The following is a 20,721-nucleotide window of genomic DNA, read 5'->3' on the forward strand; positions in this document are numbered from 1 at the left end:
CCTAAAAACCGAGTTGCTCAATAATTTGATTTGCGACAATCTTCGCGCTTTGTTCATCAGTCTTAACTATTACGTCTGCAATCTCTTCATACAAAGGATTACGAACGTCAGCAAGATCTTCAAGCACTTCACGTGGATCATCTACCTGAAGTAAAGGTCGACGTTTATCACGTTGAGTACGAGCCACTTGCTTATCAATTGTTGTCTCAAGGTATACAACGATACCGCGAGCCGACAGATGATTACGAATGTCTTTGCTTTGTACAGATCCGCCGCCAGTAGCTAGGACAATGCCCTGCTTTTCCGAAAGGTCGGCGATGACTTGAGCTTCACGTCGACGAAAACCTTCTTCGCCTTCAACGTCAAACACCCATGCAATATCTGCACCTGTGCGTTGCTCAATCTCGTGATCTGAGTCGTGGAAATCTAAATGCAGCAGTTGGGCTAAGTGACGACCAATTGTGCTTTTACCTGCGCCCATAGGGCCTACCAGAAAAATATTGCGTTTTTCAGCCATTGTATATACGTCTGAATCTTATATGAAAAGTATGCCTTATCGACTTAAACTCAAGCCGACCTATTATTTAACCTTGCTCTAATGAGACTTGACGGAGGATTATCTCAGTTATGCACCAGTTGTTGCAAGTGATGTGAGCGATTTATAGTGAGTTTATTAAAAATAAATAATTTAACCCTAGATTCAGCGAGTTTAAAAAATGATGGTATGTTTAATGACCTTAATATAATCAAGCAATTAATTATTTTAAGGCAAAAAAATGCCAGCAATTAAGCTGGCATGATTATTTTTCGCTGTTACAGCTTTTCAGTCACGATTTTCGGTGTCACGAATATCAATAACTCTTGACGTTCATTTGTATCTGATGTGTTTCTGAATAAGAAACCAACCAGAGGAATGTCACCTAATACTGGCACCTTACTAACTCGACTGATTAAGTTCTGCTGGTAAATACCGCCTAATACAATGGTTTCACCATTATCAACAAGCACCTGAGTACCAATTCGCTGAGTATCAATAGAAACCGCTTCACCCGTACCAGTTGAAACAACTTCACCACGGGTATCTTGAGTAATTTCTAAATCAAGAATGACACGGTCATCTGGGGTAATTTGCGGGGTTACTCGTAATGACAACACTGCTTTTTTAAATGACACAGTTGTGGCACCACTTGAGGCAGACTCCACATAAGGGATCTCTACACCTTGTTCGATATAGGCCGCTTTTTGGTTTGAAGTGGTAATACGTGGACTCGCAATAATTTCGCCTTTATTTTCTTGCTCTAACGCGCTTAGCTCTAAATCAAGTACGGTTCCATCAGCCATTTTCGCCACACTAAATGCAATACTGGCAGCATTAGAGGCCGAAGAGGGCAAGTTCACATTTAAGCGGTCACTTAGTGCAGGAATAACCCCAGCAACAATATCATTAGCGCCTTCTAGTGACCCAGAGGTACCTCTTTCACCTTGTTGATCAGTAATTCCCCAACGAATGCCTAAATCTTCAGAGACGTTATCCTTAACCGTCACCATTCTGGCTTCAATTAATACCTGCTTAATCGGGATATCCAGTACTTCAACTAAACGATGAATAGTTTCTAAAGTATCTGCGGTATCTTTGACTAATAAAGTATTGGTACGTTCATCAACCGCAACGCTACCGCGATTTGACAATAAGCTTGAATCAGCACTTTTCATCAACTCGGCAATATCGACCGCTTTTGCATAGTTTACCTGAATATATTCAGAATAAAGCGGCGCTAACTCTTTGACTTCTTGCTTGTTAGCCAAATCTTGCCTTTCTCGAATAGCCAGCTCTTCACTTGGGGCAACCATTAAGATATTGCCTTCAATACGCTTATCCAACCCTTTGGTTTGGAGAATTAAATCTAGCGCTTGATCCCAAGGCACATCATCTAAACGTAGAGTGATATTGCCTTCTACGGTATCACTGGTGACCAAATTGAAATCATTATAATCAGCAATAATTTGCAGTACTGTTCTTACAGAAATATTCTGGAAGTTAAGCGACAAAGAACGGCCATTATATTTTTTGTCATCCTTAGCAACGATGGCACGTTCTACTTTATTAATACTCACTTTGAACACATTACCGTCTTGCTTGTATGTGTAATCATAGTTGCCATCAACATCGACCATCAAACGGGCAGTTAAGTCTTCTTTAAAGGTCTCAAAGCTCGTGACTGGTGTATTAAAGTCTTGTACATCCATCACATATAAAAGCTCGCTTTTAATATCTGTGTTATACAATTTCACTTCTAATTTAGAGCCAACCTGAGCTACGTTGGCAGCAACAGAGCGATTATCTAAATGAATTAATAAATCGCCACCACCATTTTTATTGCGGCGAAAATCAATAGTATCAATGCCATTTACAAATGGGTTATCAGCGCTATCAGGCCCAGATACAGTATCGTTAACCGTTAAACGGTAAGTATTACCTACCACTTTGCCTTGATAAGGTTTTACCTCAGCTAAATCTACAACGATGTTCAGTGCGCCATTTTGTTGAGAGGTTTTTAAACTCTCAACCCCAACTCTATCGATAGTAATATCGTCTTTATCGAGGCTTGAAATACTATCGTCAAAACTTAATAGAATTTGAGCAGGTGACGCCTTCAAATCAACTTCAGGCTGAACAATGTCAGATTCGAACACCAATTCTAATTCTAATTGGTGATCAACAATAGAATGATACTTTACATCCACTAATTTATTCGCAGCTAACGCGCTTGGTAATGCACCAAGCAACAACACAGCACCGAGTACGGTTCTGAACAGTGATATTTTTGTGGTCGATTTTTGCATCGAGGCAGAAGATTTCATTATTCCCTCATCCTTCGCATTATTTGCCAGAAAGTTCTAAGTTGCTTGCTCTTTCAGCCCAGCAACCTGAACCATCAGGAATTAATTCTATAATTTCAATGTATTGCGGTGTGACTTCAGCTATTTTGCCATGGTAAAGTCCAAGATACTCACCGACACCTAAGCGATAAACATTGGTATCTGATGATTCAACTAAGGCCCAAACTGTGCCATCTTCACTTAACGTACCGCGCATTTTTAAATTATCTATAGCATACGTTTCTAAGCGCCCTTTACGACGTTTCAAATCTGGCTGTAAACAATCTCTACTTGTGTCAATCACTTCCTCTGTGAGCTCTCGAGAAGGTGGAACAAAAGGACTTCGCATAAGCTCTGCTTGATAGGCAAAATGCTCAAACTTAGGTGTTTCTTTTAACGGAGGAATGCGAGCAACATGCTGGGATTTAGTCGTTGTTACAAACAACTCCAAATCACTTCTGTCACCAATACAACCTGTTAGCAATAGCATGATGAGTAATAAGGGTAAGAGTTTCATTATTTCTTCCCCTTCTTATTCGCAGGTACTTTCGCACCTTCTTTAAATCGATAGGTTTTAGCTAAAATATCCATCGATAGACTACCTGAATCATCACGCTTAATGACAAAGTCATGCAAGCTGACAATCCGCGGCAATTTTGCGACACCGCTTACCATGCTGCCTAATTTATGATAATCACCTACAACTGACATTTTTATCGGGAATTCTAAGTAGAAATCACGCTCAATTTCAGTATCCCAATCTAAGCTATTAATTCGCAGTCCAGCATCTGTTGCTACGAATGTGGTGTCATCCAGTAAACCTGGCATTTCATTTTCAGATGGTAACATTTTTAAAAGTTCTGCAAACTGAGCTTCCATTACCACAAGTTGCTCACGATACAGTTTTAAGTTTGCCGCCAAACGATATTTAGTTTGAAAGTCTTCTTTTAGGGTTATTTCTTTTCTTTCTTCAGCATTAAGGACATCTATCGCATCGGAAATAAATAAATAATAACTGGCGCCAAGTACACAGATAGATAAAAAAGCAGCAAATACAATTTTAACTAATGCAGGCCAAGCGCCAATATTTTCAAAATCAATATCATTAAACTGCTCTAAGTCAAGATTCATTGCTGACCTCCTTGGCTTGAGCCAGTACTGATTTGGTCATCAAAAATAGTCACTCTTAATCTAAACTTTTGCAATTGTCGTAAGTTTTCATTATGACTAACAATTGACTGCATGCTTGGATCATTGAGGTATTGAGATGTTTTAACTTTTCTCATCATATTCGCGACGTTATTATTAGATTCACTGCGACCTTCAATCCACAACAAGCTACCTTTCTTTTCAATACTGGAAAGATAAATTCCTGGCGGCACAATTCTAACTAGTTCATCTAATACATGTGTTGGCAAATTACGAGATTGCTGCAGGTCTAGAATAATTTTAGTGCGACGTTCAATATCATCTTTACGCGCTTTAATTTTTCTAATTTCGGCAATTTGCGAGTCTAATAATGATATTTCAGACTGTAAGTATGAATTTCTAGCACGTTGATCGTCGATAACGACTTCAATAAAACTCAATGCCAGAAATACAATTAAACAGGTCATTAAAAACACTAACGCTAATATGCCAATAAAGTCTCGTTTGTGTTTTTCTCTGGCCTCTTCACGCCAAGGTAGTAAGTTTATGTTCGCCATTGAGCGTAACTCCTAAGCGCTAAACCACATGCAACCATATATTTACTGATACTAGGTTCTATTTGGTTTTTAATATCATCATCAGCATGTAAACAACCTTGAAAAGGGTTAGCAACAATTGAATGCACCCCTAAGTCATTAGCCAATAACGTTGTCATACCTTCAAGTTTTGCAGTGCCACCACTTAAGACAATATAGTCAACTTTATCTTTGCCGTTGGCAGTGCAGTAAATTTGTAAGGTACGTTTTATTTGTTGTAATAATTGGGTTTGAAATGGAGATAACACCTCAAACATATAATTGCGTGGTAAATCACCTGTGACTTTAGCATTTTCAGCTTCATCGTAAGACATACCGTAAAACGATAGAATTGATTGGGTAAATAACTCACCGCCAAATGCTTGCTCACGAATAAATGTCGTTTCGCCATTTTCTACAACCGCAAATGTCGTCATATTGGCGCCAACATCCACTAGCACAACAGATTTTTCATTGGCCCCTTCAGGAAGTTGAGCCAGAATAAGTTCTGCTGAACGCCCTAAAGCATAAGCTTCAACGTCAACCACTTTGGTATCAAGCTCAATTGCATCAAGTGAATCCATTCTTGAATCAATGTTGTCAGTACGGCAAGCACTTAATAACACATCTACCTTTGTTGGGTCGGTAGTGTTGGGATTAAGAGTTTCAAAGTCGATACTTACTTCATCAAGTGAATAAGGGATAAGATTATCTGCTTCAATTTCAATTTGCGCTTCCATTTCTTCTTCATTTAATGAAGCGTCCATGTAAATCACTTTTGTCATCACAGCAGAACCAGAAACAGACACTGCGGCAGATTTAATACCTTTCGGTAGTCCACGCTTTATGTGCCTTAATGATTCAATAACAGCTTCAGAATCACGAATTTCATGATCAACTACAGCTCCTTTTCGTAAAGGAGCTGATATATAATTTTGAATTTTATATCCATCAGCAGTCTTACCCAGCAATATGGCCTTTATTTCATGGGATCCAATATCGATCCCCACCATTTGCGGAGCTTGACGCTTCCAAAATTTAGAAAGCATATTCCATCATCGCATTTATTATTTTATATTTTAAAATAGATTAGCACAAAATCAACTCGTTATAAGTATTTGTATAAAATGTTTCTACATTTTACAACTAGTTTTTTTTTGTTTTCATGTTTTTACTTCACCAAAAACCCTCCCGCTTATATACTAGAAGCCATATTGTCGAACTTTGGATTATTTTGGTGAAGTGGTTTAAACGAATACTTATTGCTATTTTTAGCTTAACTTTATTGGGCGTCGGCACCATTGTCGCTGCTTATTTCTACGTTTTACCAGAATTACCGGATGTAAACTCGCTTAAAACGGTCAAACTACAGACACCTTTAAGAATTTATAGTCAAGATGGTTTATTAATTTCTCAATTTGGTGAAAAACGACGAATACCGGTTGAATATGAAGATGTGCCTCAGCAATTAATTAATGCGGTATTAGATACCGAGGATGCACGTTTCTTTGAACACCAGGGTATCGATCCTATTGGTATTATTCGCGCAGCCGTTATTTTGGTTACTACAGGCAAAAAAAGCCAAGGCGCCAGCACCATTACTCAGCAAGTGGCTCGAGGCTTTTTCTTATCCCGTGAAAAAACCTATATTCGTAAAACGAAAGAAATTTTTCTTGCGCTAAAAATTGAAAAAGCATTATCTAAAGAAGAAATCCTCACATTATATTTAAACCGCTCATTTTTAGGTAACCGTGCCTATGGTGTCGGCGCTGCAGCTCAAGTGTATTATGGCAAAGATTTAGCCCAACTTTCTCTGCCAGAAATGGCCATGATTGCCGGCTTACCCCAAGCGCCTTCTGCAGCTAATCCAATTCGTAATCCGAATCGTGCCATGACACGCCGTAACTGGGTTTTAGGCCGCATGTTGGAAAAACGCAATATCACCGAGACACAATACCAAGAAGCCATAAATGCCCCTATAACCGCGAAATATCATGGCGCAGAAATAGATCTATATGCACCTTACGTTTCTGAAATGGCACGTGATTATATGGTAAATAAGTATGGTGAAGAAGACGCCTATACTAATGGTTATAACGTTTACACTACCATTTCTTCAGATCTGCAATTAAAAGCTCAAAGCGCCCTACGCGATAATGTGTTTGCTTATGATCAGCGTCATGGCTACCGTGGAGCAATTAGCACCTTGTGGACAGATACACCTCTGGCCACCAGCGACATTATAGAAAACCTTAAAACGACCTCTGCAGTACAAGGTATTATTCCAGCAGCTGTCATGTCGGTTAGTGAGCAACAAGCAACTTTACTGAATACTAAAGGTGAAGAAGTTGTCATCCAGTGGAATGGCCTGAAATGGGCTCGCAAATTTATTAACGATCGCCGTCAAGGTAAGCCACCTAAAACAGCAGCGGATATTTTAACTGTCGGTGAAAAGGTATGGATTAGAGATAATGGCGAGTTTTGGCAATTATCTCAAATTCCACAGGTTTCAAGTGCAACGGTTTCATTAGAACCAAGCGATGGCGCTATTCGCACTTTGGTGGGCGGTTTTAGCTTTAGTCAAAGCCAGTATAACCGTGTTACCCAGGCCAAGCGTCAATTAGGCTCTAATATCAAACCGTTTATTTATGCTGCCGCGCTTGAAAAAGACTACACCCTTGCAACATTAATCAATAATGCGCCGATTAATAAGCCCGATACTCGTCAAGGTACGGCATGGCGACCAAAAAATTCACCTGACATTTATGGCGGTCCAACACGTTTACGCATTGGCTTAGCTCAGTCTATCAACGTAATGTCCGTTCGTACCATGCGTCATATTGGCTTAGATAACACCATAGATACCTTAGTTGACTTTGGATTTGACCCTGCTGATTTACCACGAAATGAATCTGTCGCTTTAGGGTCCCCTTCAGTAACACCACTGCAAGTCGCCACCGCCTTTAATGTCTTTACTAATGGCGGCTATTTAGTTGAACCTTATTATATTAGTAAGGTTACTGACTCATATGACAATGTCATTGAAAAAGCGTCGCCTGCACTGGCCTGCACCCCAGATGTCAATGAGGTTGATGATGCGACTAATAAGACAACCAACAGCATTGATGACCCTTTTGCAGCAATGGCTAATGAGTTTGTTAGCTCACAGCAAGCGCCAGTTGAAACTGAAAACAGCTTAGACAATACACTTGCTAGTGCTGAGACTAGTTCTAATATTAGTGATACTGGTATTGCTGCTTGTGGAGATGAAAACGCGCGCTACGCTCCTAGGATCATTTCTGAGCAAACCGCCTTCTTAATTACTGAAGCCCTCAAAAGTGTAATCTGGGGTGGCGGCAATTGGAGTAAAGGCACAGGCTGGAATGGTACCGCTTGGCGAGCATCACGCTTGATAAAGCGTCGTGACATTGCAGGTAAAACCGGTACCACCAATGAATCCCGCGATACTTGGTTTAGTGGCTTTAACCCCACTCTCACCTCGACATTCTGGGTTGGTTTTGACGATCACAGCCGTAAACTAGGCAGAACCAGCTGGGTTGCCGATGGTCCTGAAAATCAAATATCAGGGGCTGAAGCTGGGGCAAAAACAGCAGGGCCTGGTTGGAATGATTTTATGAACCAAGCGCTCACTGGTACCGAAGAAGTTGCGAGCATTCCACCTAAAGGGATTATTTCGGCGCGTATTGACTTAGCTAGTGGCAAATTAACCCGTAAAACAGATTACACCACTTCATTTGAATATTTTATCGAAGGCACTGAGCCGACTGAATATGCCACAGAAGAAGTTATCGAAGATGATCTGTTTATAGAGAATCCGGCAGATGATTTATTTCAGTAAATAAATCCACCAGCAGTTATTTTTAAAAATTAGTCTGGTGTTAATGCATTAAAAAGTCCGCAATGATTAATCACTGCGGACTTTTCATTTAAGCCTAAAAGAAACAAATATAAACTAATAAGGCTTACATATTGTTTAGCTATTAGCTTGTTTCTGCGCTAATGCATATTTTACTTGCGCTAACGAGGTACCGCCTAAAGCTTCACGTTTTGCTAAGCATGACTCAATCGTTAAGCACTCATAAACATCATCACTGATAATTGGACTAAATTGCTGTAGCTCTGAAATAACAAAATCTTCTAATGGAGTTTGTTTGGCAATGGCAGCCACGACCACCTCACCAACAACATGGTGCGCTTCTCTAAATGGCATACCTTTAGCGACCAGATAATCTGCAAGCTCGGTAGAATTAGCATAACCTTGCTGAGCTGCTACTAAAGTTCTTTCACGGTTAACTTGCAAGCCACTTAATACTAATGCTGCCATTTCAAGACAAATAGACCAGCTATCCATGACATCAAATAAGCCTTCTTTGTCTTCTTGCATATCTTTGTTATAAGCCAGTGGCAATGCTTTCATGGTAGTAAGAATACCCATTAAGCTGCCATAGACACGGCCCGTTTTGCCTCGAATTAATTCTAAGGCGTCAGGGTTTTTCTTTTGTGGCATTAAAGATGAACCAGATGTCACTTCGTCATCAAGCTCAATAAAACCTGCTTCACCACTGTTAAAGAAAATTAAATCTTCAGCCATACGGCTTAAATGCATCATGCTTATTGAAGCGTCGCTACATAACTCAACAACATGATCACGATCTGACACTGAATCTAAGCTATTTAAGGTTGGCGCAGCAAAGCCTAATGATTGTGCAATTTGATGCCTGTCCATTGGATAAGCTGTTCCCGCAAGGGCGCCAGTGCCTAATGGACAAGTATCAGCACGCTTTAGTGCATCTTCTAAACGGCTAATGTCACGTTCAAACATTTCTACGTAAGCTAAACACCAATGGCCAAATAAGACTGGCTGAGCTCTTTGCAGATGGGTATAGCCAGGCATCACAGCATCAATTTCACGCTCAGCAAGCTTAACAAGTTCAGCAGAGAGCTTTTTCAGTAATGTAAGTGAGTGCTGACCTTCTTTTTTACACCATAGTTTTAAATCTGTGGCTACTTGGTCATTACGCGAACGCCCTGTATGCAGCTTTTTACCTAGGTCGCCTACTTTGGCAATTAAAGACTGCTCCACAAAACTGTGAATATCTTCTGCGCCAGAAGCAATAATCAATTCTGGTTTGTCAGCAACTTCGCTAAGTAGCTCATTTAGCGCACCATGCAATTGCTCACATTCTGCTTGGGTTAAAATGCCCACTGAAGTGATTGCTGAAGCCCATGCAATTGAGCCAATAATATCTTCTTCAATTAAACGATAATCTACTGGTAATGAGTCATTAAATAATTTAAATAATGCACTGCTTTCTTGACTGAATCTTCCGCCCCATAACGCCATGTCGATACCCTCTTTTAACTTATTCTATAAAAACGGGGCTATATGAGCCCCGTATCAATCTTAAATAACAGGAAATTACTTGGTATTTAATGCTCTAATACGGCTTGATAAAGAGTAAAGGCGGATAAAGCCTGCTGCATCTTTTTGGTCATAAACATTGTCGTCACCAAAGGTCGCGAACTCTTCTGAATATAAGCTGTTTGGAGAGCGCTTTTTCACCACACTTGCTTGGCCTTTATAAAGTTTGACGACCACTTCGCCGTTAACTAATTCAGCTAAAGATTCTGACGCGGCAATCAATGAATTACACAATGGCGTAAACCAACGTCCATCATATACAAGATGAGCCATTTGTGCGCCGACTTGCTCACGCCACTCACGGCTTGTTTTATCGAGCACTAGCTCTTCGATTGCGCGTAGGCCTGCAAACATCACTGTTCCACCAGGGGTTTCATAACAGCCACGAGACTTCATGCCCACTAAACGGTTTTCGGTAATGTCGATACGACCAACACCGTGTGCTGCAGCTAATTCATTTAGCTTCATTAGTGCGTCATATGGAGATAGCGCAACATCATCAACATGAGTAACACGACCATTGGCGATGGTTAGCCCAACATACTCAGGGGTATTTGGGGCATCTTCTGGTGCCACTGTCATGGTCCATACTTCTTTGCTTGGCTCATTCCACGGATCTTCTAACTCACCGCCTTCGTGAGAGATATGCCATGCGTTGGCATCACGGCTATAAATCTTAGTCGCTGATGCTGTAGTTTCGATGTTTCTTTCAGCAAGGTAATCAAGCAAATCTTCACGGCTGACCATTGACCATTCACGCCAAGGCGCAATAACGGTTAACTCTGGTGCAAGTGCGGCAAAACAACCCTCGAAACGTACTTGGTCATTACCTTTACCGGTACAACCATGACATACCGCATCAGCGCCAACTTTACGGGCGACTTCTACTTGCGCCTTAGCAATAATTGGACGCGCCATTGAGGTACCCAGTAAGTACGTACCTTCATAGATAGCACCTGTGGCAATAGTCGGATAAATATAATCAGCCACCAGCTCTTCTTTTAAATCGACGATATAACACTCTGAAGCACCTGATGCGATGGCTTTTTCATATAAACCTTCAAGTTCTTCTGCACCTTGACCAACATCAGCACAAAAGGCGACAATTTCACAATTATCATAGGTTTCTTTTAGCCATGGGATAATCGCTGAGGTGTCTAATCCACCCGAATAAGCTAATACGACTTTTTTAATATTTGGTTGTGCTGCAATTGACATGGTAATTCCTAACGTAAATTTGTTTTATAAAAGCTCGCTAACGCCAGCTGATGAAAATATGATTTATTAACCTAACAAAGTAACCAATACGGCGTTTTGTGCATGCATTCTGTTTTCTGCTTGCTGGAGGATAAGTGAACCTTCACCATCCACTACTTCTGCTGTTGCTTCCACTTCACGGTAAGCTGGCAAACAATGCATAAAGTAATTGGCACCTACCTTATTCATTAATTCACTATTAACTTGATAAGGCTTAAATTTCGCTTCAATTTCTGCCATTGAAGTATTGTCGCCCATTGAGATCCACGTATCTGTGTATATGGCATCTTGCGGGCCCATTTCACTCACATCCGAGGTCAAGATAAGCTTGCCACCATGCTTGGCAGCCAAAGCTTGTACTTCACAGACAATATTGCCGTCAGGGAAGTGGCCTGGCGGGCAAACTACAGTCATGGTCGCACCTAAGATAGCAGCGCCATACATCAAAGAGTGTGTCACATTGTTACCATCACCTAGGTAAGCTAATTTCACTTTACTTACATCATCAAACTTCTCTGATAAGGTCAAAAAGTCTGCTAAGCCTTGGCAAGGGTGGTACAAATTACATAGCGCATTAATCACCGGAACTGACGCATGTTCAGCAAGACCTGCAATAGTTGTATGCGAAAAAGTTCTTGCTACAATCGCATCTGCCCAGCACGAAATGTTAGTCGCAAAATCAGATACTGGCTCACGTTTGCCTAATGCACCATTTTGTTGATCAAGATAAACTGAATGACCACCTAGCTTGTTAATACCGATATCAAAACTTACTCGAGTACGCAGTGATGGCTTTTCAAATAACATCACCACACTTTTGCCTGCCAGCGCTTGATTATAATCAGCTGGGTTTGCTTTAATTTTTTTCGCCAAAGCCAGTAAGTCTAATAGCTGGGTTTGCGACAAGTCTTTAAGTGATAATAAGTGTTCCATTAGCTTTGCTCCTAAGGCTGAATTTGAGTGCCAACGGATTGTCCGTTAGTTAATGCTATTAATTGTTGGGGTTGTTTCCATGAGGCGACCTGTACGGCTTTGCCCATCCATTGAGCGACCTCTAATGCCGCTTCAACTTTTACTTTCATGCCTTTTTCAATCACACCTTGCTCCACAAGCGAGCTAATTTGTTGTTGATCTAATTGGGCAATTAACTCACCTTTAGCATCAAGTACACCGGGTACGTCTGACAATAACACCAGCTGACCGGCAACGAGTTTAGCTAATGCGGTAGCGGCTTGATCGGCATTGACATTCAGCATATCGCCCGCTGGTGAAATCGCGATTGAACTGCAAATAGGTAACCAGTTTTGCGACAATAAATAAGTTAAATAACTCGGATCATTCGGTGATACTTCCCCCACCAAACCTAACTTTTCATGTTTAATTTTGGCATTGACGATATTGCCATCAGCCAAGCTCATGCCCACACTGACGATGCCAGCTTTAATTGCCGCGGCCTGTAAAATTTTATTCGATGTGCCTGCCAAAGCGCCAGCAACAATCGGGATCTGATCAGCAGGGGTAACACGCAGGCCCTCAAGCTTAATCGTTTGCTTGCCATTAGCTTCAAGCTGTTCATCGACCAAGCAACCACCGCCGTGAACAAAAATCACTTTCTGCCCTTGCTGCATCATTTCAGCAACTACTGACATCAACTCTGCCATGCCAGGCTCTGATTGCAACAGCGCGCCACCCACTTTAAGTACGATAACAGGGTTGGTATTAGACATAATCAAGGCTCCTGTTATAGACCGAAGTGAATATTAATGCACTGCAGACCTTGGCTTGCAGCGCCTTTCATTAAATTATCAATGGCGCTAGCGACCACTAGGTAATTGCTTTGCGGGTCAAACTTCCAGCCCACGATACAATTGGGTGTTAGCACCACATCATCGACTTTAGGAAATTGGTTATGCTTTACGCTCACCAGTGGCGAGTCATCATATACGCCATAAGCTTTAGCAATGTCAGCTTCTGTAGTACCCGCTTTAAGTTGCACAGTAATGGTGGCTAAAATTCCACGCTTAAAATTACCTAAATGCGGGGTAAAGATAACTTCTTGACCCAGCTGGGTGGCGATTTCTGGTTGATGTCTATGCCCTAATACACCATAGGGCGTTAAGCTGACTTCACAAAAACTGGTATGCAATTGGGCTTTTCTGCCTGCACCGGTCACACCACTGACTGCGTTAATTACAGGGTAAGCATCAGTTAACAATGGTTTTAATGGTTTTAGCGCTGTGAGTGATGCAGTTGGATAACAACCTGGCACAGCAATCATTTTGCTATTAGCAATGGCTTGCGCGTTCCATTCTGCTAGGCCGTAAACCGCATCAGCAAGCACTGCTGCTTGAGTATGTTCAAAACCATACCATTTAGGATATTGAGCGGTATCAGCAAACCGATATGCGCCACTTAAATCAAATACAGCTAAACCTTGGTTATAAAAGAATGCGGCCAATTCCAAACTAACTGAATGCTCTGTTGCTAATACAACAGCGTCAGCTTGATCAACGATGGCTTGTTTAGCATCAGCCGATAACGGTGACAGAGGAATTTGAATGTGTTGATAACTCGGGTATAGATCTGCTAATAACCGGTCTTTATCTAGGCTGTTTTCAGAAACATATAAGCCTTGGATCGATAGTGACGCTTGCGCATCAATAAGAGCGGTGATTTGTGCTCCGGTATAACCACTAGCACCAATTATTGCGATTTTTTTCATTATGTTGTCATCTTTAAGTCAGTAAACTATTAATTTTTATTTGAAATATGAGCAGGGTGCTCGAGATTAAAACTATCGTCGAGAATAGTTTACTTTGGGATCTGTTACAGTGAATTGAATCGCAATTACATACATATCTATAGTTCTTAAATATTTATCAAGTTATGGTGAATTCCTTAGCTGTTTGCTAGACTAACACAAAACATTACTTATGCAATAATTATGAATGATTATTTAATTAAATATTTATAAAAGGCCCTTATGAACTCACTACCAGAATTAAAAGATGCTTTTAAACAGTTGATTGCACTACCTTCAATCAGTGCCTTAGAAGTAGAACAAGATATGAGTAACCATGCAGTTATTGCACTGCTACAGTCTTGGTTTAGCGACATGGGGTTTGACTGCACAATTAGTACTGTCGCTGATAGCAGAGGTAAACAAAACCTTGTCGCCACCATTGGTTCTGGCAAAGGCGGCTTGTTATTAGCTGGCCACACCGATACCGTTCCCTTTGATGAAGGTCGTTGGAGCCAAAGTCCATTTGAATTAACTGAGAAAGACAATCGCTGGTATGGCCTAGGTACCTGCGATATGAAAGGCTTTTTTGCCCTAATCATGGAAGCGTTAAAAGACATCCCATTAACTGAGTTAAAGCGTCCATTACATATTTTTGCCAGTGCCGATGAAGAAACCACCATGAATGGCGCTAAAGCCTTTGCTGAATCAACATCTATAGCACCAGATTATGCCATTATCGGCGAGCCAACCAGCTTAAAGCCGGTGTATATGCATAAAGGCCATTTAGCCCAAGGTATTCGCGTTATTGGTCGCAGTGGTCATTCATCAGATCCTGCACGTGGGCTTAATGCCATCGAGATAATGCATCAAGTCACAGGTCAGTTAATAAAGCTCAAGCAACACTTAAGTGAAAACTACCGAGAAGATGCCTTTAGCGTGCCCTACCCAACCATGAACTTTGGCCATATTCACGGCGGCGATGCAGCCAACCGTATTTGTGGCTGCTGCGACTTACACCTTGATATTCGCCCACTGCCCGGTATTGAATTAGCTGATTTAGAGTTAATGGTCATTAACTACCTTGCTGAAATTAATAAGCAATATCCAGGCAGTATTGAAGTACGCACCTTATACCCAGGCTCTGAGTCATTTGCAGGAAAAGCTGATAGTTATTGGACCAAGCTGGTTACTGAGCTTGCTAATAGCCAAGCTGAAGTGGTCAATTACGCCACTGAAGCGCCTTATATAAATCAATTAGGCTGTCAAACATTAGTACTTGGCCCCGGGAGTATCAATCAGGCCCATCAGCCCGATGAATATATTGGCCTTGAATATTTAACCCCAACGGTTGAGCTCATTAAAAAACTGATTTATCAAGCTTGTATTAAATAACAACAAGCAGATTAATGGCTTTTGAATTTATCTCATCAGCCATTGACCAAGCAGTTGTCGCTCGCTATTGTGCTAAAGCTTATGGAAAAATTGTCACCGCTTATTAAGTAACTTATGGAGTAATTATGGCAGATCAAACCGCCGATATGTATGCATCCTTGCGTTCTAATGTCAGCAACTTAGGACAAATTTTAGGTGATACTATGCGCGATCATCTTGGTGAAGGTTTTCTCGAAAAGGTCGAGCAAATCCGCATTTTGGCTAAAGAATCCCGCCAAGGAAATGCAGAATCACGCCAACAGATGCTCACTTTACTCAACTCGCTTCCTGATGAAGAATTAGTCCCGTTTGCCAAAGCCTTCAATCAATTCCTTAATTTGGCGAATATCGCGGAGCAATTCCATACCATTAGCCGTAATTGTGATGAGCTTGTATGTACACCGGATCCAGTAGAGCAGCTACTTGGACGAATGCTTAACAGCAGCTCCAATGAGCAAGAGGTTATTCAGTGTCTTGAAAACCTCGATATCGATTTAGTACTCACAGCACATCCCACCGAGATTTCACGTCGCACCCTCATTCAAAAATACTCCGCGGTGGTCGATTGTCTGACAGAGCAAGAAAATCAGCAACTAACTGAGCGAGAAATAGGCCAATCTCATTTACGCTTACGCCAGCTCATCGCACAAATATGGCATACCAATGAAATTCGTCATGACAGGCCAACCCCTGTTGATGAAGCTCGCTGGGGACTTAGCACAATTGAAACATCACTATGGCAAGCTGTACCCGACTTCTTACGCCAGCTCAATGATCATGTACAAGCTAAAACGGGCAAACAAATTTCCACAGACATATGCCCAGTACGTTTTTCTAGCTGGATGGGCGGAGATAGAGACGGTAATCCATTTGTTACCTCAGTCGTCACACAAGAAGTATTACTACGAAACCGCCATGCTGCCGCACGCTTATACCTCAAAGATATCGTTAAGCTGATTAATGAATTATCCATGGAAGATGCCAGTGAAGAACTGATGGCATTAACCAATAACAGTAAAGAGCCCTACCGTGATGTGCTGCGTGATCTACGTAACAAATTACGTAATACCATCGACTACTTAAATATCCGCCTTGAAGGTCATCAAGTCGATATGAAACCTGATGAAACTATTTGGGAACTTGAAGACTTAAAGCTACCACTAGAGCTGCTATACCGTAGTTTAACCTCATCAGGTATGCGGCTTATTGCCAACGGATTATTGTTAGATATTCTTCGCCGTATGGCCTGTTTCGGTATCCATATGCTCAGGTTGGATATCCGCCAAGATGCTGAACGTCACAGCGACGTCATTGCCGAGCTAACACGCTACTTAGGCCTAGGTGACTATGATCACTGGGATGAAAACGAAAAGCAGGCGTTTTTATTACGTGAACTAACAGGTCGCAGACCGCTTATTCCAAGCACGTGGCAACCAACGGCTGACGTACAAGAAGTGCTTAACACCTGTAAACTGGTTGCAAGCCAGCCTGCGACAGCACTGGGTTCATATGTTATTTCAATGGCAAGTAAGCCATCAGATGTATTAGCGGTGCTGTTATTACTTAAAGAAAGTGGCTGCCAGCATCCAATGCGCGTAGTGCCATTGTTTGAAACATTAAGTGATTTAACCACAGCAGCTGATTGCATGACTCAACTGCTTAATATTGACTGGTATCGCGGTTACACCAAAGGCATGCAAGAGGTGATGATCGGCTATTCTGATTCAGCCAAAGATGCCGGCGTGATTGCTGCTGCATGGGCGCAATATCATGCCCAAGAGCAATTAGTAGCAGTATGTAAGAAAGCAGATGTAAAACTGATGCTGTTCCATGGTCGTGGTGGCTCCATTGGCCGAGGCGGCGGACCAGCTCATAAAGCAATTTTATCGCAACCACCGGGTTCTGTTGATGGTCGAATTCGTGTCACCGAACAAGGGGAGATGATCCGCTTTAAATTTGGCCTACCTAAAGTGGCCGTTCAAAGCTTGGCTTTATATACTTCAGCAGTTATGGAGGCAACCTTACTGCCGCCACCTGAGCCTAAACAGCAATGGCGTGACTGTATGCAGCGCTTAGCAGATGATTCAGTTAAAGCCTATCGCGGCATCGTCCGTGAAGAGCCTGATTTTGTGGCTTACTTTCGCGCAGCGACACCTGAAGTTGAACTAGGTAAACTGCCATTAGGGAGTCGCCCAGCAAAACGTCGTGTCGATGGCGGCATTGAGAGTTTACGTGCCATCCCATGGATATTTGCATGGTCTCAAAACCGCCTAATGCTACCAGCATGGTTAGGTGCAGGCGAAGCACTACAAGCCGCGTCACAACGAGGTGAAGCTGATTTACTCATAGAAATGGAGCAACAATGGCCATTCTTTGAGACCCGTGTTTCAATGCTTGAAATGGTATACATGAAAGCGGAGCCAAACCTTGCTAGTTATTACGATAGCTGCCTTGTTCCTGATGAATTAAAACATTTGGGCATAAAGCTGCGCGCCAGCCTACAATTAGGTATTGATGAGGTATTGTCATTAACCCAATCAGAAGAGTTAATGGCGCATACACCTTGGAACCGCGAGTCTGTTAAGTTACGTAACCCGTATATTGACCCACTCAACTTTTTACAAGCTGAATTGCTCGCTCGTACCCGTAATGAAGATCAAGCATCTAAACAAGTTGAACTTGCACTGATGTTAACCATTGCTGGCGTCGCAGCAGGAATGAGAAACACTGGCTAATGCGCATACTTAAATGTGGTTTAGGTTTACTAATGCTATTACTGACTGGTTGCGCCACTCAGTACAGCATTAGTGAGTCTGAAGTTGAAGATTACCTAAATAACGAGATGCATTATGAAGTCTCCCAAGGTAACCAAGTTTTTGGGCTTCAACTTAAACTCAATGATATGGAAGTAGAATTGGGCCACAAGCCCAATACTATTGCGGTCACAGCCCAAACAAGAATGGCCGTTAAAAACCCTTTTAAATCTATAGAAGCGGATCTTGTGACAACATTTGAGGCTGAGCCTTGGTATGACGTTGAAACCAAAAGCATCTATTTAAAGAAGTTAGATTTGGTTGAGGTTAAATCAACCCCCGCAGATATTGAAAAAATGCTTTCATCAATCACACCACAGCTAATGATGTTTCTTAGTACTTTTCTAGCATCGCAACCTGTCTACGTGCTGGATGAAAATGATGCTAATCAAGCACTAATGGCCTCAATCACCAAAGAGATTGAAGTGCAAAAAGGCAAGATTGTCATTAAGTTTTAAACCTTAATTATGCAACTGAAACAAAAAAGGTAGCAATAAATATTGCTACTTTTTTTATATAAAGACAATAAGCTCAATTACTTATCAAAACGTTTTATTGATGGGTAATCAACAATAATCGCTTCATCTAATAATGCTCTGCGTAACATGTCATAGGCAACTGCAGCGCTTAAACTGCGCACCAAACTTCGTGAGCGGCTGGAAACTTTAATCATCTGACTATATACCGCATTTTTAGTCGCCAGCGCAATGGCCACTGTCCCAACAGGTTTTTCCTCTGAACCTCCATCAGGTCCAGCTATGCCACTAGTAGATAAGGCGTAGTCACTATCTAAAATCTCTCTAGCGCCTTTAGCCATAGCCTCAACAGTTTGAATAGAAACCGCGCCGTGATCATCCAAAACCTGTGGATTAACCCCCAGTACTTTGACTTTCGATTCATTGCTATAGGTCACTAAGCCATGATGTAAATAAGATGAGCTGCCTGCAAAATCAATTAACTGGCTCGTTACTAAACCGCCAGTACAAGACTCTGCAACACTTAAACTAAAACCAGATTGATATAAACGTTGATGAATTTCTGCAGCAAGTGTGGGCTTATCATCAGCGACCACTGCAGTACCGAGAATCGCTTTGACTTCTTGGGTAACGCTTGAGAGTTGTCTAATTGCTTCATCGCCACGAGCAAATATTTTAATCTCAATATGTGGCATAGAAGAGCGGTAACCTAAGGTGACACCATCAGGCAAAGTTAAATCCGCTAGGCTATCAGCTAAAGAAGACTCCCCATGACCTATGGTAAGCAGTTTTTTTAGCGCAGTGTTTTCACTAGCTTTAAATTCAGCCTTAATAAAAGGAATAAACTGCTCGGTGATCATGTGCTTTAATTCAAAAGGAACACCGGGAGTAAAAAATAACCATGCTTTATTTAACTTAACTCTAAAACCACATGCTGTTCCAACAGGATTATCAATCATTACTGCAGACTCAGGTAACCAAGCCTGTTTAAGGTTACTCTTGGCCATCACACGGTTGTTACGCGAAAACCATTCAATTAATTTCTCTCGCCATTCAACATTCTCAACTAAAGGCTCCCCCTTAGCTAACGCCATCGCTTCTGCTGACATATCATCACTGGTTGGCCCTAAACCGCCGTTAATAATAATCACATCGGCATGATGGCTTCTATCAATAAATGCTTGAACAAGATCATCTAAGCGATCACCAACTGTAATACGGTGCTGCATTTCAATACCTAACTCCATCATGGTATTAGCAACCCAGGCAGCATTAGTATCTATAATCTGGCCAGATAGTACTTCTTCGCCAGTACAAATCATCTCTAGTTTCATCATTATCCCTAAAAAGCCTGTCTTGAAAAGAAACAACAAGCAAGATTAAATCCGCAAAATAACCTACAAGATAGCTTACCATCATGATAGCTGCATTACGTTACTGCTATTTAATACTGCAATAGGTTGTTTTAAGTTCAACTTGTGCACTCAACAGGTTCTTAAGTGAATTATTAATTGTAAGCAGCGCTATAATCACAAACACAATAAAGCCTGACTCTTAAGTAATAGGCTAATTATTCTATCTAGAAAAATTAGGCCATTGACTTAAACTTGGTTCTACATTGGCTTATTGCCCACATTTATATTCAGAAAAATATGGTTAAATACTTCAATTATCAGAACTTGTTGATATTTATATCCTAAAAACGAAAAAACCTGACACGGTGAGTCAGGCTTTATCGACTCTCTTACGAGAGATATTAAGCGCTTGGCGATGTTCAGCTGCGGATAAATCCTTCGCGTTCCATGTCTGTATAAAACCTTGCTTTATAATCACAGACATTACACCCTAGTTTCACATGGGCATTCGTCCACACTCACCGCTCACGCTGATATGTTGCAGCTAATAACTCAAATTATCAGCATTAGGTATTGTTGTTTTCCCCCAATACGAAAAA

Annotated in this window: 16 protein-coding genes; 4 read left to right on the top strand and 12 right to left on the bottom strand. The window is 41.4% G+C overall.

Annotated features, from left to right (window positions below):
* Position 1: 1 nt before the first annotated feature.
* From aroK to AB4160_RS06665, 6 genes are all read right to left on the bottom strand, one after another.
* On the bottom strand, positions 2–517 hold the full coding sequence (aroK, locus tag AB4160_RS06640; RefSeq protein WP_076541984.1) for a shikimate kinase AroK: 516 nt from the start codon (positions 515–517) through the stop codon (positions 2–4).
* Positions 518–813: 296 nt separating this feature from the next.
* Complete coding sequence (locus AB4160_RS06645; RefSeq protein WP_102440339.1) at positions 814–2,862, bottom strand: type IV pilus secretin PilQ; 2,049 nt, start codon at positions 2,860–2,862, stop codon at positions 814–816.
* Between the two features lie 19 nt (positions 2,863–2,881).
* Complete coding sequence (locus AB4160_RS06650) at positions 2,882–3,397, bottom strand: pilus assembly protein PilP (protein WP_102440340.1); 516 nt, start codon at positions 3,395–3,397, stop codon at positions 2,882–2,884.
* Positions 3,397–4,011 carry a type 4a pilus biogenesis protein PilO gene (locus AB4160_RS06655; protein ID WP_076541990.1) on the bottom strand — a complete coding sequence of 205 codons (615 nt, stop codon included), beginning with the start codon at positions 4,009–4,011 and terminating at the stop codon, positions 3,397–3,399. The genes AB4160_RS06650 and AB4160_RS06655 overlap by 1 nt, the downstream gene beginning before the upstream one ends.
* Complete coding sequence (locus AB4160_RS06660; protein WP_102440341.1) at positions 4,008–4,586, bottom strand: PilN domain-containing protein; 579 nt, start codon at positions 4,584–4,586, stop codon at positions 4,008–4,010. Before AB4160_RS06660 ends, AB4160_RS06655 begins: the two co-directional genes overlap by 4 nt.
* Complete coding sequence (locus AB4160_RS06665; protein ID WP_102440342.1) at positions 4,574–5,653, bottom strand: pilus assembly protein PilM; 1,080 nt, start codon at positions 5,651–5,653, stop codon at positions 4,574–4,576. Before AB4160_RS06665 ends, AB4160_RS06660 begins: the two co-directional genes overlap by 13 nt.
* 188 nt (positions 5,654–5,841) lie before the next feature.
* Between AB4160_RS06665 and AB4160_RS06670 the strand changes: the two genes are divergently transcribed.
* Entirely contained in the window at positions 5,842–8,463 is a 2,622-nt protein-coding gene (locus tag AB4160_RS06670; RefSeq protein WP_198589290.1) for a penicillin-binding protein 1A, read from the top strand.
* 135 nt (positions 8,464–8,598) lie between these two features.
* On the opposite strand, the gene argH is transcribed toward AB4160_RS06670, so the two are convergent.
* The 5 genes from argH to argC all read right to left on the bottom strand — a co-directional run bounded on the left by argH (position 8,599) and on the right by argC (position 14,026).
* Positions 8,599–9,969 carry an argininosuccinate lyase gene (argH, locus tag AB4160_RS06675; protein ID WP_102440344.1) on the bottom strand — a complete coding sequence of 457 codons (1,371 nt, stop codon included), beginning with the start codon at positions 9,967–9,969 and terminating at the stop codon, positions 8,599–8,601.
* Between the two features lie 75 nt (positions 9,970–10,044).
* Complete coding sequence (locus tag AB4160_RS06680; protein ID WP_102440345.1) at positions 10,045–11,265, bottom strand: argininosuccinate synthase; 1,221 nt, start codon at positions 11,263–11,265, stop codon at positions 10,045–10,047.
* 66 nt (positions 11,266–11,331) lie between these two features.
* The gene (locus AB4160_RS06685) at positions 11,332–12,237 is read right to left on the bottom strand and encodes an ornithine carbamoyltransferase (RefSeq protein ID WP_076542002.1); all 906 of its coding nucleotides are present in this window, start codon (positions 12,235–12,237) and stop codon (positions 11,332–11,334) included.
* Between the two features lie 11 nt (positions 12,238–12,248).
* The gene (argB, locus tag AB4160_RS06690) at positions 12,249–13,031 is read right to left on the bottom strand and encodes an acetylglutamate kinase (protein WP_372003983.1); all 783 of its coding nucleotides are present in this window, start codon (positions 13,029–13,031) and stop codon (positions 12,249–12,251) included.
* Between the two features lie 14 nt (positions 13,032–13,045).
* Complete coding sequence (gene argC, locus AB4160_RS06695; RefSeq protein ID WP_372001404.1) at positions 13,046–14,026, bottom strand: N-acetyl-gamma-glutamyl-phosphate reductase; 981 nt, start codon at positions 14,024–14,026, stop codon at positions 13,046–13,048.
* A gap of 261 nt (positions 14,027–14,287) precedes the next feature.
* Between argC and argE the strand changes: the two genes are divergently transcribed.
* The 3 genes from argE to AB4160_RS06710 all read left to right on the top strand — a co-directional run bounded on the left by argE (position 14,288) and on the right by AB4160_RS06710 (position 18,749).
* The gene (argE, locus tag AB4160_RS06700) at positions 14,288–15,439 is read left to right on the top strand and encodes an acetylornithine deacetylase (RefSeq protein ID WP_102440348.1); all 1,152 of its coding nucleotides are present in this window, start codon (positions 14,288–14,290) and stop codon (positions 15,437–15,439) included.
* 125 nt (positions 15,440–15,564) lie between these two features.
* Positions 15,565–18,213 carry a phosphoenolpyruvate carboxylase gene (gene ppc, locus AB4160_RS06705; RefSeq protein ID WP_102475814.1) on the top strand — a complete coding sequence of 883 codons (2,649 nt, stop codon included), beginning with the start codon at positions 15,565–15,567 and terminating at the stop codon, positions 18,211–18,213.
* Entirely contained in the window at positions 18,213–18,749 is a 537-nt protein-coding gene (locus tag AB4160_RS06710) for a DUF1439 domain-containing protein (RefSeq protein ID WP_102440350.1), read from the top strand. The genes ppc and AB4160_RS06710 overlap by 1 nt, the downstream gene beginning before the upstream one ends.
* 77 nt (positions 18,750–18,826) lie before the next feature.
* Here AB4160_RS06710 and AB4160_RS06715 read toward each other — a convergent pair whose 3' ends face one another.
* Positions 18,827–20,101, bottom strand: coding sequence for a CinA family nicotinamide mononucleotide deamidase-related protein (locus tag AB4160_RS06715; RefSeq protein WP_102440351.1), 1,275 nt, complete (start codon positions 20,099–20,101; stop codon positions 18,827–18,829).
* Positions 20,102–20,721: the final 620 nt, after the last annotated feature.

The organism is Shewanella sp. 10N.286.51.B8 (assembly GCF_041469325.1).
Taxonomy (GTDB): Bacteria; Pseudomonadota; Gammaproteobacteria; order Enterobacterales; family Shewanellaceae; genus Shewanella.

Excerpts from the sequence above, each read along its gene's own strand:
- AB4160_RS06715 (WP_102440351.1), bottom strand. The coding sequence starts at position 20,101 with ATGAAACTAGAGATGATTTGTACTGGCGAAGAAGTACTATCTGGCCAG.
- AB4160_RS06680 (WP_102440345.1), bottom strand. The coding sequence starts at position 11,265 with ATGTCAATTGCAGCACAACCAAATATTAAAAAAGTCGTATTAGCTTAT.
- ppc (WP_102475814.1), top strand. The coding sequence starts at position 15,565 with ATGGCAGATCAAACCGCCGATATGTATGCATCCTTGCGTTCTAATGTC.
- argH (WP_102440344.1), bottom strand. The coding sequence starts at position 9,969 with ATGGCGTTATGGGGCGGAAGATTCAGTCAAGAAAGCAGTGCATTATTT.
- argC (WP_372001404.1), bottom strand. The coding sequence starts at position 14,026 with ATGAAAAAAATCGCAATAATTGGTGCTAGTGGTTATACCGGAGCACAA.
- AB4160_RS06660 (WP_102440341.1), bottom strand. The coding sequence starts at position 4,586 with ATGGCGAACATAAACTTACTACCTTGGCGTGAAGAGGCCAGAGAAAAA.
- argE (WP_102440348.1), top strand. The coding sequence starts at position 14,288 with ATGAACTCACTACCAGAATTAAAAGATGCTTTTAAACAGTTGATTGCA.
- AB4160_RS06685 (WP_076542002.1), bottom strand. The coding sequence starts at position 12,237 with ATGGAACACTTATTATCACTTAAAGACTTGTCGCAAACCCAGCTATTA.
- aroK (WP_076541984.1), bottom strand. The coding sequence starts at position 517 with ATGGCTGAAAAACGCAATATTTTTCTGGTAGGCCCTATGGGCGCAGGT.
- AB4160_RS06710 (WP_102440350.1), top strand. The coding sequence starts at position 18,213 with ATGCGCATACTTAAATGTGGTTTAGGTTTACTAATGCTATTACTGACT.
- AB4160_RS06650 (WP_102440340.1), bottom strand. The coding sequence starts at position 3,397 with ATGAAACTCTTACCCTTATTACTCATCATGCTATTGCTAACAGGTTGT.
- AB4160_RS06645 (WP_102440339.1), bottom strand. The coding sequence starts at position 2,862 with ATGAAATCTTCTGCCTCGATGCAAAAATCGACCACAAAAATATCACTG.
- AB4160_RS06655 (WP_076541990.1), bottom strand. The coding sequence starts at position 4,011 with ATGAATCTTGACTTAGAGCAGTTTAATGATATTGATTTTGAAAATATT.
- argB (WP_372003983.1), bottom strand. The coding sequence starts at position 13,031 with ATGTCTAATACCAACCCTGTTATCGTACTTAAAGTGGGTGGCGCGCTG.
- AB4160_RS06665 (WP_102440342.1), bottom strand. The coding sequence starts at position 5,653 with ATGCTTTCTAAATTTTGGAAGCGTCAAGCTCCGCAAATGGTGGGGATC.